Source organism: Verrucomicrobiia bacterium, assembly GCA_023953615.1.
Classification (GTDB): domain Bacteria; phylum Verrucomicrobiota; class Verrucomicrobiia; order Limisphaerales; family JADLHS01; genus JADLHS01.
Genome location: JAMLJH010000001.1, coordinates 224,356 through 239,415, shown reverse-complemented (window position 1 = coordinate 239,415; position 15,060 = coordinate 224,356). Strand labels below are relative to the sequence as shown.

General features: G+C 56.1%; 16 protein-coding genes. 11 read left to right on the top strand and 5 right to left on the bottom strand.

Annotated elements, in window-relative coordinates:
- Window positions 1-40 precede the first annotated feature (40 nt).
- Both M9920_00990 and M9920_00985 read right to left on the bottom strand, forming a co-directional pair.
- A complete protein-coding gene (locus tag M9920_00990; GenBank protein ID MCO5050866.1) occupies window positions 41-898 on the bottom strand; it encodes an endonuclease/exonuclease/phosphatase family protein in 858 nt (285 codons plus the stop codon).
- 202 nt (window positions 899-1,100) lie between these two features.
- Window positions 1,101-1,439 carry a hypothetical protein gene (locus tag M9920_00985; GenBank protein MCO5050865.1) on the bottom strand — a complete coding sequence of 113 codons (339 nt, stop codon included), beginning with the start codon at window positions 1,437-1,439 and terminating at the stop codon, window positions 1,101-1,103.
- Window positions 1,440-1,626: 187 nt separating this feature from the next.
- Here M9920_00985 and M9920_00980 point away from each other — a divergent pair, with 187 nt between their 5' ends.
- From M9920_00980 to M9920_00955, 6 genes are all read left to right on the top strand, one after another.
- Window positions 1,627-2,277, top strand: coding sequence for a phosphopantothenoylcysteine decarboxylase (locus tag M9920_00980; GenBank protein MCO5050864.1), 651 nt, complete (start codon window positions 1,627-1,629; stop codon window positions 2,275-2,277).
- 7 nt (window positions 2,278-2,284) lie between these two features.
- Entirely contained in the window at window positions 2,285-3,028 is a 744-nt protein-coding gene (locus M9920_00975) for a 1-acyl-sn-glycerol-3-phosphate acyltransferase (protein ID MCO5050863.1), read from the top strand.
- 80 nt (window positions 3,029-3,108) lie between these two features.
- On the top strand, window positions 3,109-3,792 hold the full coding sequence (locus M9920_00970) for a discoidin domain-containing protein (GenBank protein MCO5050862.1): 684 nt from the start codon (window positions 3,109-3,111) through the stop codon (window positions 3,790-3,792).
- Complete coding sequence (locus tag M9920_00965) at window positions 3,789-5,459, top strand: TIGR03663 family protein (GenBank protein ID MCO5050861.1); 1,671 nt, start codon at window positions 3,789-3,791, stop codon at window positions 5,457-5,459. Before M9920_00970 ends, M9920_00965 begins: the two co-directional genes overlap by 4 nt.
- Before the next feature lie 7 nt (window positions 5,460-5,466).
- Window positions 5,467-6,462, top strand: coding sequence for a DMT family transporter (locus M9920_00960; protein ID MCO5050860.1), 996 nt, complete (start codon window positions 5,467-5,469; stop codon window positions 6,460-6,462).
- Between the two features lie 42 nt (window positions 6,463-6,504).
- Complete coding sequence (locus tag M9920_00955) at window positions 6,505-7,446, top strand: endonuclease/exonuclease/phosphatase family protein (GenBank protein MCO5050859.1); 942 nt, start codon at window positions 6,505-6,507, stop codon at window positions 7,444-7,446.
- Between the two features lie 60 nt (window positions 7,447-7,506).
- Here M9920_00955 and M9920_00950 read toward each other — a convergent pair whose 3' ends face one another.
- The 3 genes from M9920_00950 to M9920_00940 are packed head-to-tail and all read right to left on the bottom strand — an operon-like array spanning window position 7,507 to window position 10,314.
- A complete protein-coding gene (locus M9920_00950) occupies window positions 7,507-7,980 on the bottom strand; it encodes a hypothetical protein (GenBank protein ID MCO5050858.1) in 474 nt (157 codons plus the stop codon).
- Window positions 7,981-7,989: 9 nt separating this feature from the next.
- The gene (locus M9920_00945) at window positions 7,990-9,192 is read right to left on the bottom strand and encodes a PilT/PilU family type 4a pilus ATPase (GenBank protein MCO5050857.1); all 1,203 of its coding nucleotides are present in this window, start codon (window positions 9,190-9,192) and stop codon (window positions 7,990-7,992) included.
- Between the two features lie 27 nt (window positions 9,193-9,219).
- On the bottom strand, window positions 9,220-10,314 hold the full coding sequence (locus M9920_00940; GenBank protein ID MCO5050856.1) for a type IV pilus twitching motility protein PilT: 1,095 nt from the start codon (window positions 10,312-10,314) through the stop codon (window positions 9,220-9,222).
- Between the two features lie 72 nt (window positions 10,315-10,386).
- On the opposite strand from M9920_00940, the gene M9920_00935 reads away from it, so the two are divergent.
- From M9920_00935 to rfbB, 5 genes are read left to right on the top strand one after another with little or no spacing between them, the layout of a single operon-like run.
- A complete protein-coding gene (locus M9920_00935) occupies window positions 10,387-11,490 on the top strand; it encodes an SAM-dependent methyltransferase (protein ID MCO5050855.1) in 1,104 nt (367 codons plus the stop codon).
- Between the two features lie 60 nt (window positions 11,491-11,550).
- Window positions 11,551-12,441, top strand: a complete 891-nt coding sequence (rfbA, locus tag M9920_00930; protein MCO5050854.1) for a glucose-1-phosphate thymidylyltransferase RfbA — start codon at window positions 11,551-11,553, stop codon at window positions 12,439-12,441.
- 12 nt (window positions 12,442-12,453) lie between these two features.
- Window positions 12,454-13,002 (top strand): dTDP-4-dehydrorhamnose 3,5-epimerase, encoded by a 549-nt coding sequence (gene rfbC / locus M9920_00925; protein MCO5050853.1) that lies wholly within the window; start codon window positions 12,454-12,456, stop codon window positions 13,000-13,002.
- A 22-nt stretch (window positions 13,003-13,024) separates the two neighbouring features.
- Window positions 13,025-13,897 carry a dTDP-4-dehydrorhamnose reductase gene (gene rfbD / locus M9920_00920; GenBank protein MCO5050852.1) on the top strand — a complete coding sequence of 291 codons (873 nt, stop codon included), beginning with the start codon at window positions 13,025-13,027 and terminating at the stop codon, window positions 13,895-13,897.
- Entirely contained in the window at window positions 13,894-14,904 is a 1,011-nt protein-coding gene (gene rfbB / locus M9920_00915) for a dTDP-glucose 4,6-dehydratase (protein ID MCO5050851.1), read from the top strand. Before rfbD ends, rfbB begins: the two co-directional genes overlap by 4 nt.
- The last annotated feature ends 156 nt before the right edge of the window (window positions 14,905-15,060 follow it).

The following is a 15,060-nucleotide window of genomic DNA, read 5'->3' as shown; positions in this document are numbered from 1 at the left end:
CCAAGATGCTGTCGCGCGACGCATGGTCGCGCTCCGATGCTCAGCGCAATTGAAATTCCGTCACGAGCGGCAGGTGATCGGACGCCTCTGATTGTGGCAGCCAGATTTTGAGTGGCTGCACCTTCTGCGGTTGCGTGAACCAGATGTAGTCAATGCGTCGGTTAGGTTTTCGGGATGGAAAACTGAAACCGTCGCCAGTGCCGATGGTGGCCCAGGTGTCGTGGAACGTTTTGGTCAATCGCTCGTAAACCCGGCCTTCGGGCAGACTGTTGAAATCGCCACACAGGATGGTGGGCGCGTCGGATTGTTTCTCGGTCCACGTTTCGATCTCGCTTACGTTTTGCCAGCGTTCGCTATCGTCGGAGCGATAATCAATGTGCGTACACATGAACACCACTTTGCGCCCGTGGATGTCCAGTTCGAGTTCCAGCAGGCCGCGCTGTTCGCCGGGGTGGAGCATTTGATAGTGATGATTGGTCCAGCGTTTGATGGGGAAACGGCTCAACACCGCGTTGCCGTATTCGCCGCCTTGGAAATAAAAATTGTTGCTGAACACACCGGTCAGACCGGTGTGCGCGGCCAGCTCGGCAGTCAAATCCCGACCCGCCGTGCGGCGCACGCCCTTGTCCACTTCCTGCAACGCCACGAGGTCCGCGCCCTGTTGTTTGATCAATTCCGCGATGCGCGCCGTATCCACCTTTTCATCCAAGCCTTCGCCGTGGTGGATGTTATAGGTCATCACGCGGAAAGTGATCGGTTTAACCGGTGGAGTCGTTTGCGCGCAGCCGCATAACCCGGCACAGAGCGCCAGGAGCGAAATGGAGAAGACCGGTTGCCAGCGAAGTGAATTGATGTTCTGCATCTTGAAAATTGACTGCGGCGGAAAACAATTATTCATGCGGATGTTCGGATGAGGTTATGAAGCGTCATTCTATTTTCTGAGAAAATCGGGATGCCGTCGCTCGTGGATCCAACCGAGATACTGAAAATGAAGCGGCGGGATGGAACGAACTTGGGGTTTCCACACCGGTTTGTGCCTGGCTCCCGCCCGCCGGCAACACAACCATTTTCTGTCCCCACGATTTGAAATAGAACTGACTTCATTCAGCACGGTTGCGGGGCTGATGAATTTCTCCGTCGGATTTGGCGGTGGTGTTCGTTGAGGCAAACGCAGGACCATCCACGCAATTGACGATCCAACCCGCATTGGTGGTAATGATGGTGACATAGGGAGTGACGCCCGCCGGCGGGGGATTCGTTGTGTAATCAACTACTTGTTGATGAATCGTTCCAGAATGAACTGGGTAGTAGGTCACATCCCCGAAAGTGAGCGGACCACAGGTAAAGCTGAAGGTCTCTTCTCCGTGGTGAGCACAACCGCCGAAAATGCAGCAAGTCAGTGATCCGAGAAGGATGAGTTGTCGTTTCAAGGCCATCATGGCGTGATGCGAAACAGGGGCGATTGAGATTCAGCCTGCACGGTTTGCGGTCCATGCTTCATGGACTGGATTTTGCGCGCAGGAAAAATTGCCGTCGAGCGAAATCGCGTTCAGAAATGAACTGCGTGGAAACTGGCGCAATCGCTGGGATTGCCGCATCAAGGCATGGCTGGCATGCTTTGCTCCGATGAAATGCCTCGTCACCGCCGGGCCGACGTATGAACCGCTGGATCAAGTCCGTCGGCTGACTAATTTTTCCACGGGACACCTCGGGATTGAGCTGGCCAATTTTCTCACCAATCGCGGACATGACGTGGTCTTGTTGTTGTCGGAGTCGGCGTCCTACCAGGGCGAGCGGCAGGCCCGGGAAGTCATCACTTTTTCGACGACGCACGATCTGGAGCAGAAATTAGCCGCGTTTTCGGGCGGAAACCTCGGCGCCGTTTTTCATGCGGCAGCGGTGAGTGATTTTGCTTTCGGAAAAATTTGGTCGCGCCCGGCGGCGGGAGCATTGGAGGAAATCAAGTCTGGTAAAATCGCCACTCGGGATGGCGCGCTGCTCGCCGAGTTGGTGCCGACGCCGAAAATTATCCAACGGCTGCGCGCGTGGTTTCCCGAGGCCAAACTGGTGGGTTGGAAATATGAGGTGGAGGGGGATCGCGACCGGGTTCGGCGCGCGGCCGAGGCGCAACTGCGCGAGTGTCGCACCGACGCCTGTGTGGTGAACGGTCCGGGATACGGCGCCGGGTTTGGTTTGGTGACCGGTGCGAATGAGTGGATGGCTTGGGCCACGCGCGAAGCGTTGTTTGCGGCGCTGACGCGAGACTTTGCTTCTTGAGGATGGCATGAAGCTCAAACTGCGGTTCGGGTTGCGGGCGACATGGTTTGCCGCCGAGTTGACGCTATTCTTTCTGGTTTATTTTTGTCGCTGGCTTGGCGCTGGTGGACGGCTGACCCTGGCGGAGCGCTCGCGTTGGTTGCAGTGGTGTTGTCGCCGCAGCTTGCGGGTTTTCGCCGTGCAGACCACGGTTGTCGGAACGCCGCCCGCCACCGGTTTGTTGATCTGCAATCACCTCAGCTACGTGGACGTCCTGGTGTTGAGCGCGTTGACGCCCGCAGTGTTCATCTCCAAAGCGGAGGTGCGGCACTGGCCCGTGTTCGGCTGGTGCGCGCGTCTGGGAGGCACGTTGTTTGTGGATCGTACCCGTCGCGGCGATGTGCGCCGGGTGAACGAGCGGCTCGAATCCGTTCTCGCCAGCGGGAGCGTGGTGGTGCTTTTTCCCGAAGGCACGAGCTGGAACGGTCGGGAAGTGTTGCCATTCAAATCTTCATTACTGGAGCCGATCGTAGCGCTGCAACGGCCGCTTTGGATTGGGTATCTTCGTTATGTTTTGTCTGATGGCGATGCCAGCGCGGAAGTTTGCTTTTGGGGCGAAACCAGTTTTCTGCCGCATCTTTTGAACTTGATGACGAAGCGGCACATTCAGGCCGAAGTGCGGTTTGCCCCCATCACCAATCCGGCAACGGATCGCAAAATTTTGGCCCGACAACTCCATGAGGCGGTGGTGGCACTGGGGAGCGGCGGTTGAATAAATCCCGTTTCCGAGTAGTCGGTAAATTAGTTTTGAACCCCACGCGGGGTTTGGTAGTCTCAACCGAAATTTGAAATATGAAGATGAAGGGTGGAAAATTTTTTGTTGGTGTTTGTGGCGCCGGGTTGCTGGCCTTGGCGTTAACCACAACCTCCGTGGCGCAGGACAAGGAAGCGCTCAAACTGAAGTTCCCCGCGCCGACCTTGAAAGGCACGCCGGATGAATTGCCGACCGGCGGCAATATCGAACCCAACTCCGACCAGCCACCCGCACCGCTGCAGGTGGTGAAAGGTACGGAGAACGTGGCGTTCGGCAAAGAGGTCACGAGCAGCGTCCGTCCGTTCACGGGCGAATTGAGCCAGATCACCGACGGCAAAAAGGAGGCGTTTGATTATGACACGGTGGAGATGCGCAAAGGCACGCAATGGGTGCAGGTGGACCTCGGCAAACCTTACAAGATCGAAGCGATCGCCATGTGGCACGATCATCGTTACATCCAGGTGGAGCATGACGTGATTTTGCAAGTTTCCAACGACCCCGAATTCAAGACGGGAGTGACCACACTGTTCAACAACGACACGGATAATTCGTCAGGGCAGGGCGTCGGCGCGGATCGGGAATACTTTGAACGTCATTACGGCAAGGTGGTGGACGCGAAAGGCATCGAAGCCCGTTACGTGCGGGGTTACACGCGCGGCAGCCATATCAGTCCGTTGAATTGCTGGCAGGAAATTGAAGTTTACGCCGTGCCGAATCAATGAAGCAATGGAGCGCTCTGGCTTTACTGTTGGCAGTGGCTGGCGCGCTCATTTTGCGTACTTCCGATCTGGGCAACCGCCCGTTGCACAACGATGAGGCGATCAACGCCACTAAGCTCGCGGTGTTGTATGAGCTGGGCGAGTATCAATACGACCCCCACGAATTCCACGGCCCGTCGCTCTACTATTTTTCGCTGCCCTTCATCGCGCTGAGCGGCGTCGCCAACTCCAACGCTGACTTCGCCACGCCGCCGCAAGACCCCACGACTGGCGAGTTCCGGGAAGCTCACGCTGCCGCCATCGCCAAAACGAATTTTACCGACGCACAACTGCGTCTGGTCGCGGTTGGCTTTGGGGTGGCGCTGCTGCTGCTGGTGTTGCTGCTTCGGGATGGTCTGGGAGACGTGGCGACGGCGTGGTCCGCCTGGTTCCTGGCGGTTTCGCCGGCGTTTGTTTTTTATAGTCGCTACTTCATCCACGAAATGCTGCTGGTGTTTTTCACGCTCGCAACCCTGGCCGCCGGCTGGCGCTATTGGCGAACGCCCCGACCGATTTGGGCGGCTCTGACGGGGGCGAGTTTGGGACTAATGATCGCCACCAAGGAGACCTTTGTGCTGACGGTGGCGGCAATGGGTTTCAGTGTGGTTGCCGCGGCGTTTTGGAACCGATGGCGACTTGGTCGCGTCGAGTCTGCCAGCACGACCCGTGGGGTGCTGCCGGCAAAAGCATTGCGGTTGAACATTCCAACTTCGCATCTGGTGCTTGCCGGTGTTTTGACCGGGAGCGTCTGGCTGCTTTTCTTTACGTCGTTTTTCACCAACAGCGCCGGACTGCTGGATTCATTGCGCACGTACCAGCCGTGGTTGCAGCGCGCTGGTGGCGCTTCGCCGCACATTCAACCGTGGTGGTTTTATTTTGAACGCCTGCTCTGGTTTCATCCCACCAAGAGTCCGCCTTGGACCGAAGCGGCATTGCTCCTGTTGGCACTGATCGGAATGGTCGCGGGCTTCGGCGGCAATCGCGCGCGTGTTGCTGTCCCGTCCTTGGTGCGATTTCTCAGTTTCTTCACCCTCGCGTTGACGGCGATCTATACGGTCATCGGTTACAAAACGCCATGGTGCGCGCTCAACTTTTGGTTGGGCGTGATCTTGTTGGCCGGAGTGGGCGCAGCCGTGCTGATCGCTTCGGTGCGCGGCATGATCAATCGCCTGTTGATGAATCTCTTATTGGGCGCGGCGACTTTGCATCTGGGCGTGCAAGCGTGGTTGCTGACACACCAGTTCACGGCGGATCGGCGCAATCCTTACACTTACGCGCAAACTTCGCCGCATGAACGGGAACTCACGGCGCGGATCAAAGCTATCGCGCACGTCTCTCCGGACGGACCGGCGATGGCGATGAAGGTCATTTCCCCGGACAGCTATTGGCCGTTGCCGTGGACCTTGCGCGAACTGACGCAGATGGGCTGGTATGAACAACTGCCCGAAGATCCTTACGCGCCGGTGGTACTTTGCTCGGCGCGTTTGGGGGCGGCGCTCGACGACCGATCCAATAAACGCTGGATCATGACCGGACTGTACGAATTGCGGCCCGGTTTCTTTCTGGAACTTTACGTGGAACGCGGCTTGTGGGAGAAATTTGTAGCCACGTTGCCGCGGGATGCGGATTAAATTACTTGTGACCAAGTCCCCAACCGCCACGGCGAATCGCCGCCATCGTCAAGCCATCATCATGTTGCTGGTGGCGACGCTTTTTTGGGGACTCAGTTTTCCCGTCGTCAAGGCGCTTTCCATGGAGCAACTTCAGCTCGTGCCGGAAGTCAGCACCTGGTTTTACGCGCTGATTATTGCGCTGTATCGTTTCGCGCTGGCCGGACTGTTGCTGGCGGTATGGCTCCATCGCCAACTGCGAAAACTCACGCGATTGGAAGTGGAGCAGGGCTGTTGGCTCGCGATCTTTGGCGGTGGCGGGATCATATTCCAAATGGATGGATTGTCCCACACGGAGGCGTCGGTCTCGGCTTTTCTGACGGAGCTTTACGCGGCGTTCATTCCCCTTTGGGTCGCCGTGACGCACCGACGCTGGCCGCCCGTGAAAGTCATTCTCAGTGTCGTTTTGGTGCTGGCGGGGCTGGCGGTTTTATCCGGACTCGATTTCCACTCCTTCAAGCTGGGGCGCGGCGAAATTGAAACGATCATTGGCTCGTTCTTCTTTGGCGGGCAAATCCTTCTGCTTGAACACCGGCGCTACGCGCGCAACGACACACTCCGCTTTTCGGTTGTCATGTTCCTCGCGCTCGCGTTGCTTTGTGTGCCGGGGGTTTGGCTGACGATGCCGGGAGCCGAAGCCTGCTGGCGCGCTTTTGCCTCGCCAACCGCGCTGGGATTTTTGGCGGTGCTGGTGATCATCTGCACGCTGGGCGGCTATTTATTTATGAACCGCTGGCAGCCGGACGTGACCGCCACTGAAGCCGGTTTGATTTATTGCCTCGAACCAGTGGTGGCCAGCGCCATGGCCTTGTTTCTTCCAGGTTGGTTTTCCGCCTGGAGCGGTTTGGATTATCCCAACGAAACCTTGACCGCGCGATTGCTCATTGGTGGCGGTCTGGTTACCGCGGCCAACATGATCCTGCAAAAACGCAATGAAAATCCGGCACGCGCGGCCTCAGGCTGATTGCCTTTGACATAACCGATGGGGCGGACTATTTCCCCTCGCATGAAATGGCTGAAGTTCGTGCTGGCCGGCGGCTTGCTGGCGTTAACGACGATAACCGCTCGATGCGAGACATTCCGGATTGCGGCTTACAACCTGGAAAATTATCTCGATCAACCAACTGAGTCGCGACGCTACATCAAGTCGGAAACCGCGAAGGCCAAGATTCGCGAAACCATCCTCGCCATGCGACCGGACGTCATCGCTTTTGAGGAGATGGGACAGCTCAGCGCGTTACTCGAACTCCAGCGCTCCCTTAAATCGGCGGGACTTGATTTGCCGCACCACGAGTACGTGCGCGGTTTTGACACCAACATTCATATCTGCGTGCTGAGTCGCTTTCCCATTGTTGCGCATCGTTCGCATACGAACGCCAATTTTCTTCTGAGCGGCAAACGCTTTCAGGTCAGTCGCGGTTTTACCGATGTGGAAATCCAGGTAAACAATCACTACCGGTTTATCCTGTTGGGGGCACATTTGAAATCGCGCCGTCCGATCCCCAACGCGGACCAAGCCGAGTTGCGACAGGCTGAAGCGCAGTTGCTCCGGGGGATTGTGGATCGCTATTTGGCGCAAGATCCCCAGGTCAATTTGGTGGTGGTTGGAGATTTGAACGATACCTACAACACGCCGGCCGTTAAAACGGTGATTGGTATCGGAAAAAACAAACTGGTGGATACGCGTCCCGCCGAACGCAACGGCGACAATCTTCCGAACCCGACCAATCCGCGTTACTTTCCCCGCGACATCAGTTGGACGCACTATTATGGCGTCGAGGACAGTTACTCGCGGTTGGATTATTTGCTGCTGAGTCCCGGCATGGCCAGGGAATGGGTCCGGGAGGAAACTTACATTCTCACCATTCCCAACTGGGGCCAAGGTTCAGATCACCGCCCCATTCTGGCCACGTTTGATCTCGGTCCGGATGGCCAAGGAAAGGACTGAAATCCGACGGCTTTACCGCCACGCGCGTTGTGATCGCTGGTCCCGTTTCTGGCGCCGGGGTTAACGCGCTACCGGTGTGGTATAAAGCCGGGATTGCACTTCGTTGAAGCTGTGCAGGAACATCTGGTTGTCGGTGGCGGATTTCTCGATGAGTTGGTTGATGAGGAACAGCTCGGAGCTGTTGATCACCGCATGCACGCTTTGCTGGAAGGCCTGCATCGGGGTGAATGTCTGAAAGGATTCGCCGATGAGGATGATGGTGGAATGGCGGCGTTGCGCCACGGGCATGCGCTGCAGCGCCTGCAGGGTCAGATTTTCCTCCAGGTTGTTGGCGGCGAAGCGTTCCTCAATCACCACCACTTGGTAGCGGACCTGCGAGAAGCGTACGAGAAAATCGCTGTGCGTGGCGGCGGTGTGGACTTTGTAGCCCAGTTGTTGCAACGCGCCTTTGACCTCCTCCAACCATTCCGGAGTGGAGAAGGCGAGCAGCGCGGGTTTGTCACTGGCGCTGATAAAATCAAATTGGTCATTCATGGGATGAAGTTATTTTATTTTCAACGCGGGCTTTCGATCCACGGATTTGCCGGAGAAGTCCACGATGCCTTTCATGCGAAGTGAACCGACGTTGCTGGTGATTTCTCCGCGCGATTTGCGCATGTTATCAATGCCGCGCGTGACCACGCCGCGCTTCGTGCAATAAAGCATGGCGGTTTCCTCGGTGATTTTGCCTTGTTCAAAGGCTTCCAATACCGCGTGGTCGAAGGTCTTCCAACCGAAGGCGTAGCTGGCCTGGATGATTTCGTAGAAGCTTTTGCCCTCGGATTCACCCATGCGAATGGTTTCCTGAACGCGGAGATTCGAAGCCATGATTTCCAACAGGGCATGGCGGCCGCCGCCGATGCGGGGCACGAGTCGTTGGCCAACAATCCAACGCAACGAGTCCGCCAGGCGGGCGCGGATGGAATCCTGCTCCTCGGGTTCAAACATACCGAGGATACGGTTGATGGTTTGACCGGCGTCAATCGTATGCAGTGTACTGAGCACGAGGTGACCCGTTTCCGCCGCGCTCAACGCGATGCTGACGGTTTCGCGGTCGCGCATTTCACCGACCAGGATGATCTTGGGCGCCTGCCGCAAGGCCGCGCGCAGACCGTTGGAAAAGTTGTCGAAATCTGTGCCTTGCTCGCGCTGATTAAAGGTGGCTCGCACGTTCGGATACACAAATTCCACGGGGTCTTCCAAGGTCACAATATGCACCGCCTTGGTGAGGTTGACCTCATTGAGGATGGCCGCCAACGTGGTGGATTTTCCGGACCCGGTAGCGCCGGTGACCAGGACGAGACCGGTTTTTTCCTTGGGAATTTGTTGCAGAATTTCCGGCATTTTCAGTGTGGCCAGAGTGGGAATCTGCGTGTTTAGTTTGCGGCAGACGATGGAGTAACAGCCGCGTTGCGAAAAAATGTTCACGCGGAAGCGCGCGCGCTCGGCCAGTTGGTACGAGGTATCGCACGAGCCTTTGCGCATCAGGTCTTGCAAGTGCCATTGGTTTTCTCCAATCAGATTCAGAGCGATGGACTCGGTCTGATAGGGGCTCAATTTCTCGATGGGCGGGTCCAGCGAGACCGGCTTGAGTTCGCCGAAGGATTCGACTTGCAGAGGCCGATCTACGGTGAAAATCAAGTCGGATACCTCAGGCTGGGAATCCAGCATGGTGTTCAGGATGTGATCTAATTCCGGGCGCCGCATCATAATCGGTAAAAATGGGTTGCGAGGTTACGCTTCTTCGTCTTCGGGTGGATGAGCCAGGAACGGGCGAAACTTGCGTTTCTCGAGGCTTTTCTCATACGCCTCTTCCGGCGAAATGCGTTTCATCCGCAGGTGTTCCATGATGGAATCGTCGAGCGGTTGGTTGCCCGCTTTTTTGCCGACCTGGATCATGCCGGGAATCTGGTGCGTCTTGGCTTCGCGCACGAGGTTGGCGATGGCCGTGTTGAACACCAGAATCTCAAGGGCCGCGACGCGTCCTTTTTTGTCAATCCGCTTGAACAGGTTTTGAGCGACAATGCCTTTCAGGGATTCGGAAAGGGTCGCCCGGATTTTGTTCTGCTGATCGGCGGGAAACACGTCAATAATCCGGTCCACGGTTTTTGCCGCTCCAGGGGTATGCAACGTACCGAAGACCAGGTGACCAGTGTTCGCTGCCATGATTGCCAGTTCGATGGTTTCGAGGTCGCGCAACTCACCGATCAAAATAATATCCGGGTCTTCACGCAACGCGCCGCGCAATCCCGAAGCGAAACCTTTCGTGTGCAGACCGACTTCGCGTTGGTTGATCAGACAGTTTTTGCTCTCATGCACGAATTCAATCGGGTCTTCCATCGTGATGATATGGTCGCGCCGGTTTTTATTCGCGTAATCCAGCATTGCCGCGAGTGTGGTGGATTTGCCTGAGCCGGTCGGACCGGTGACGATGACCAGTCCCTTGTTCAGCATGGCGAATTTCTTCAGCACGGGGGGCAGGGGCGCTTCCAATTTCTCAAAGTCTTCAAAGGAAAGCACGCGGCTCGGGATTTGTCGAAAAACGGCGGCAACTCCGGCTTTTTGATTGAAAAAGTTCGCGCGAAAGCGGGAGATGTTGGGAATCTCATAACCGAAATCCACGTCGCCCGATTCTTCAAACGTCTTGATCTTGTAGTCGGGGGCGATCTCGTAAATCATCGTCTTGAGCGTGTCATTATCCAAGGGCGGATGTTCCACGCGATGCAGCTCGCCGTTGATGCGCAGCATCGGATTGTTGCCCGCCGAGAGATGCAGGTCGGAGGCCTTTTGTTCGAACATCAAGTTGAAAAACGCGTCAATTTTGGCCATATAATCTTTACGATTCGTGTCACCTTTAGCTAAATCCGCACCAGCCGCAGGAATCATTCTCAAATGGGCGAATTGACCGAGATTATTAAGGCGGAAATTGCCGCTCAGGGCGCGATCCCGTTCTCCCGATTCATGGAGCTGGCCTTGTATTGTCCCGAATATGGATATTACGAGCAGAAAAGTGGCACAGTCGGGCGATCGGGAGATTTCTATACCAGCGTCAGCGTCGGATCGCTTTTCGGGACCTTGCTGGCCTTTCAATTCGCGCGTTGGTTGGAGCGTTTGCCTGACGATCCGGTTTGCCTGGTGGAAGCCGGCGCGCACGATGGAAAATTGGCCGGCGATGTTTTGAATTGGTTGGTTGCCCACCAACCAGAACTGATGTCGCGGCTGACCTACGTGATCATCGAGCCGTCGGCGCGGCGTCGAGCTTGGCAAGCGGAGACTTTGCAACGATTCGACACCTCGGTTACCTGGGTGCGCGACGCGTCCGAGCTTCCCAAGGATTTGCGCGGGGTGATTTTTTCCAACGAGTTGCTGGATGCGTTTCCGGTGCGGCGACTGGGTTGGAATCAGCGGATGCAGCAGTGGTTTGAATGGGGCGTGGTCTGGTCGGCAAACGCATTTCACTGGACCAGGTTGTCGGGAACGGTGACGTTGCCCGAATGGTTTCAAGTTCCACCCGAGTTGCAATGCGCCTTACCCGCGGACCATACCTTGGAACTGAATTCCGCCGCCGAGCAATGGTGGCGAAGTGCGGCGCAAGCTTTACGACGGGGTTGGCTGTTGACTCTGGATTACGGATTGGACGCCGAGGATTTTTTATCGCCACATCGCCCGAACGGAACGGTTCGAGCTTACCATCAGCATCGAGCTGTCCCAGACGCGCTCGGGTTGCCCGGTGCGCAAGACCTCACGGCGCACGTTAATTTCTCGCGGTTGCAACGCGAGGGAGAAGGGTTGGGATTGGTAACGGAGTTTTATGGCTTGCAGGGAAGGTTTTTGTCAAACCTCGCGAAGCAATTGATGCAAGACCACAGACTCGCAACGACGTGGAGCGCGCGGTGGAGTCGGGAATTGCAAACGCTGATTCATCCGGAGCATTTGGGACGGAGCTTCCGGGTTTTGTTGCAGAGCCGGGGTATTACGGATACGCATGGAGGACATATTGGTTGAGCAAATGACTTGCACGGTTTTTGTTTCCCGGCATTTTAAGACGCATTTTTGAATTAAACGATGAAAGGAATAATCTTGGCTGGCGGAGCCGGTTCGCGGCTTTATCCGTTAACCCTCGTCGCCAGCAAACAACTACAACCGGTTTACGACAAGCCGATGGTGTATTATCCGTTGACCACCTTGATCGAGGGTGGCATCCGGGAGTTCTGCCTGATCTCCACGCCGCACGATCTGCCGCGGTTCAAACAGTTGTTGGGCGACGGATCGCGTTTTGGGCTGACGATTGACTATCGTGCGCAAGAGAAACCGGCGGGTATTGCGCAGGCTTTTCTGATTGCGGAATCGTTCATCGGTAAAGACCACGTCACGTTGATCCTGGGTGATAACATTTTCTACGGAGGTGAAGCCTTTGGCAACGCGTTCAATGAATTTAAGAGCGGGGCCACCATTTTTGGCTATCACGTGAACGATCCAGAACGCTACGGCGTGGTGGAATTCGATGCGCAGGGACAGGCGCTTTCAATCGAGGAAAAACCGCAGCGACCCAAGAGCAACTACGCGGTGCCGGGTTTGTATATTTACGATAATCAGGTGTTGGAAATTGTCAGCAGTCAAAAGCCGTCCGCGCGTGGCGAGTTGGAGATTACTGACGTCAATGTTTCCTATCTCCGCCGCCAACAGTTGCGGGTGGCGTTATTGGCGCGCGGCTTCGCCTGGCTGGATGCGGGAACAAGCAGCAGTTTGCATGAGGCCAGCGCGTATGTGCAAACCATCGAAAAGCGAACTGGCGTAAAGATTGGTTGCCCGGAGGAAGCTGCCTTCCGCAACGGCTTTTTGGATTTGGCGCAACTCGAGGGGCTTGTCGCCAAAATGCCGAAGTGCGAATATCGCGACTACCTGGAGCATGAAGTACTCGCCGAGGCCCGAAGGCCGGCCCCCGGGCGCGCCTGAATTGCGACGAACATGAAAATTGCAACCTGCGACATATCGGGCTTGGTGATCATCGAGCCCAGTGTTTTTGGAGACGCGCGCGGTTTCTTCATGGAAACCTGGAATGAGCAACGCTACCACGACGCCGGGCTAAAATGGAAATTTGTTCAGGATAATTTGTCATTTTCACAACGGGGAATACTGCGGGGCTTGCACTTTCAAAATCCGAGAGGGCAGGGGAAGCTGGTCCAGGTTTTACAGGGCGAAGTATTTGATGTCGCGGTGGACCTTCGCAAAAGCTCTCCCACGTTTGGGCGGTGGCATGGTTTGAATCTATCGGCGGAAAATAAACTCCAGTTTTACATCCCGCCGGGGTTTGCGCATGGTTTTGCGGTGTTAAGTGAAACCGCCATGTTTGCCTACAAATGCACCGATTTTTATAGTCGCGAAAATGAGCTGTCTCTCCTTTGGAACGATCCCGACATCGGAATTGCCTGGCCGCTGGCCCACCCGCAACTTTCTGAAAAAGACCAACGGGGGACGCGATTAAACGACCTGCCCCGGGAACGTCTGTTTGATTAATGGCCCGGTGGCGATATTCAGCATGAAGATTTTGGTCATCGGAAAATATGGTCAGGTTGCCTGGGAGTTGCAGCGAACCTTGGCGACTTTGGGTCAGGTTGTCGCCGTGGGCCGGGCCGATCTTGATTTGGAGGACGCACGCGCGGTTCGAACCTTGGTGGCTGAAGTCCGGCCGCAACTGCTGGTGAATGCCGCCGCTTATACGATGGTGGACCAGGCCGAGACCGAAAAGGATTTGTGCGTCAAAATCAATACGGCCCTGCCGGAGACACTGGCGGACGAAGCTCGCCGGCTCGGGGCCTGGTTGATCCACTATTCCACCGATTACGTGTTTGGCGGCTCGAAAACCACGCCGTACGTGGAAACCGATCCCACCTCTCCCTCGGGGGTTTACGCGACTTCAAAATTGGAGGGCGAAAAAGCGGTGGCCGCTTCCGGGGCGGATTATTTGCTGTTTCGCGTGTGCTGGGTGTATGGCGCGCGCGGACGGAATTTTATGCAGACCATGCACCGTTTGGCGCGTGAACGCGAGACGTTGCGCGTGGTGCGGGACCAGTTCGGTTCGCCAACCTGGTCGCGCATGATTGCCGAGGCCAGCGCTCAGGCGGCGCAGCAGGTGATGCGTTCCAAAGCGCGACAGGAGTTCCGCGGGATTTATCATCTGGCCGCCAGCGGTTCAACCAACTGGTACGAATTTGCGCGGCGGATTATTGAAGCGCTGCCGGAGTCGGAACGGAAATGCCGCCAGGTGGAAGGCATCACCACCGCGGAATATCCCACGCCGGTGCGCCGCCCTGCGTACTCGGTTTTGAATTGTGATAAATTGGAAAAAGTTTTCGAGCTGCGTCTGCCCGATTGGGAACACAGTTTGCACCAAGTTTTAGATCTATCATGAAATTATTGATTACCGGCGGAGCGGGTTTTATCGGCTCAAACTTGATTCATCACCTCATTGACAAACCGGAGCTTGAAAAGCTGGTCAACCTGGATTGTCTCACCTACGCCGGCCATTTGGAGAATCTGGCGTCGGTCTCGCGTCACCCCAAGTACGTGTTTGAGAAGGTGGATCTGCGCGACAAGGACGAAGTGGTTCGCGTCGTGCGGCAGCATGGAATCACGCAGGTCATGCACCTGGCGGCGGAATCGCACGTGGATCGCTCGATCACCGGCCCGGGAGATTTCATCACCACCAATATCGTGGGGACGTTTAATCTGCTGGAGGCGTGTCGCGAATTTTGGGCGGGACATTTTGACCAGCATCGCTTCCATCACGTCTCGACGGACGAAGTGTATGGTTCGCTGGGGGCGACGGGATTTTTCACGGAGGTTACACCTTACGCGCCCAATTCACCGTACTCAGCCAGCAAAGCGTCCAGTGACATGTTGGTGCGGGCTTATCACCACACCTATCAGTTGAACACGGTGATCACCAACTGCTCCAACAACTACGGTCCCTTTCAATTTCCGGAGAAGTTGATTCCGGTGGTCATCCAGAAGGGGTTGGCGCGCCAGCCGATCCCGATTTACGGCGACGGCATGAACGTACGCGATTGGTTGTATGTGCGTGACCACGCGGAGGCGCTCTGGCTGGTCTTAAATCGGGGGAAGAGCGGCGAGACCTACAACATTGGCGGTCACAATGAATGGGCGAACCTCAACATTGTGAAGCTCATTTGTGATCTGATTGATGAATTGGCACCACAATTGGGCGGCAATACGCGCGCCCTCATTTCTTTCGTGAAAGATCGTCCGGGTCACGATCGTCGCTACGCCATTGACGCGAGCAAATTGCAACAAGAACTCGGTTGGGTGCCGGCCTACACCTTCGAGCGCGGTATTCGTGAAACCGTGCGTTGGTATCTGGAGAACCAAACCTGGGTGAAGACGGTGTTGCATAAGTAGAACAAAATTTCGCTGTTCATCGGTTGAACTACGGACATGGGGTTCGTGGTCTAGGTTGCGCTTGCCGAAAGCGTTGCTTCGTGTATCGGTGCGACAATAATCGTAATCTTCATCTGCGCTACTTCCCAGTAAGCTTGCCATTCGATCTTCTCTGCC

Excerpts from the sequence above, each read along its gene's own strand:
- M9920_00975 (MCO5050863.1), top strand. The coding sequence starts at position 2,285 with ATGAAGCTCAAACTGCGGTTCGGGTTGCGGGCGACATGGTTTGCCGCC.
- rfbA (MCO5050854.1), top strand. The coding sequence starts at position 11,551 with ATGAAAGGAATAATCTTGGCTGGCGGAGCCGGTTCGCGGCTTTATCCG.
- M9920_00955 (MCO5050859.1), top strand. The coding sequence starts at position 6,505 with ATGAAATGGCTGAAGTTCGTGCTGGCCGGCGGCTTGCTGGCGTTAACG.
- rfbC (MCO5050853.1), top strand. The coding sequence starts at position 12,454 with ATGAAAATTGCAACCTGCGACATATCGGGCTTGGTGATCATCGAGCCC.
- M9920_00990 (MCO5050866.1), bottom strand. The coding sequence starts at position 898 with ATGAATAATTGTTTTCCGCCGCAGTCAATTTTCAAGATGCAGAACATC.
- M9920_00945 (MCO5050857.1), bottom strand. The coding sequence starts at position 9,192 with ATGCGGCGCCCGGAATTAGATCACATCCTGAACACCATGCTGGATTCC.
- M9920_00940 (MCO5050856.1), bottom strand. The coding sequence starts at position 10,314 with ATGGCCAAAATTGACGCGTTTTTCAACTTGATGTTCGAACAAAAGGCC.
- M9920_00985 (MCO5050865.1), bottom strand. The coding sequence starts at position 1,439 with ATGATGGCCTTGAAACGACAACTCATCCTTCTCGGATCACTGACTTGC.
- M9920_00950 (MCO5050858.1), bottom strand. The coding sequence starts at position 7,980 with ATGAATGACCAATTTGATTTTATCAGCGCCAGTGACAAACCCGCGCTG.
- M9920_00970 (MCO5050862.1), top strand. The coding sequence starts at position 3,109 with ATGAAGATGAAGGGTGGAAAATTTTTTGTTGGTGTTTGTGGCGCCGGG.
- rfbB (MCO5050851.1), top strand. The coding sequence starts at position 13,894 with ATGAAATTATTGATTACCGGCGGAGCGGGTTTTATCGGCTCAAACTTG.
- M9920_00965 (MCO5050861.1), top strand. The coding sequence starts at position 3,789 with ATGAAGCAATGGAGCGCTCTGGCTTTACTGTTGGCAGTGGCTGGCGCG.
- rfbD (MCO5050852.1), top strand. The coding sequence starts at position 13,025 with ATGAAGATTTTGGTCATCGGAAAATATGGTCAGGTTGCCTGGGAGTTG.
- M9920_00980 (MCO5050864.1), top strand. The coding sequence starts at position 1,627 with ATGAAATGCCTCGTCACCGCCGGGCCGACGTATGAACCGCTGGATCAA.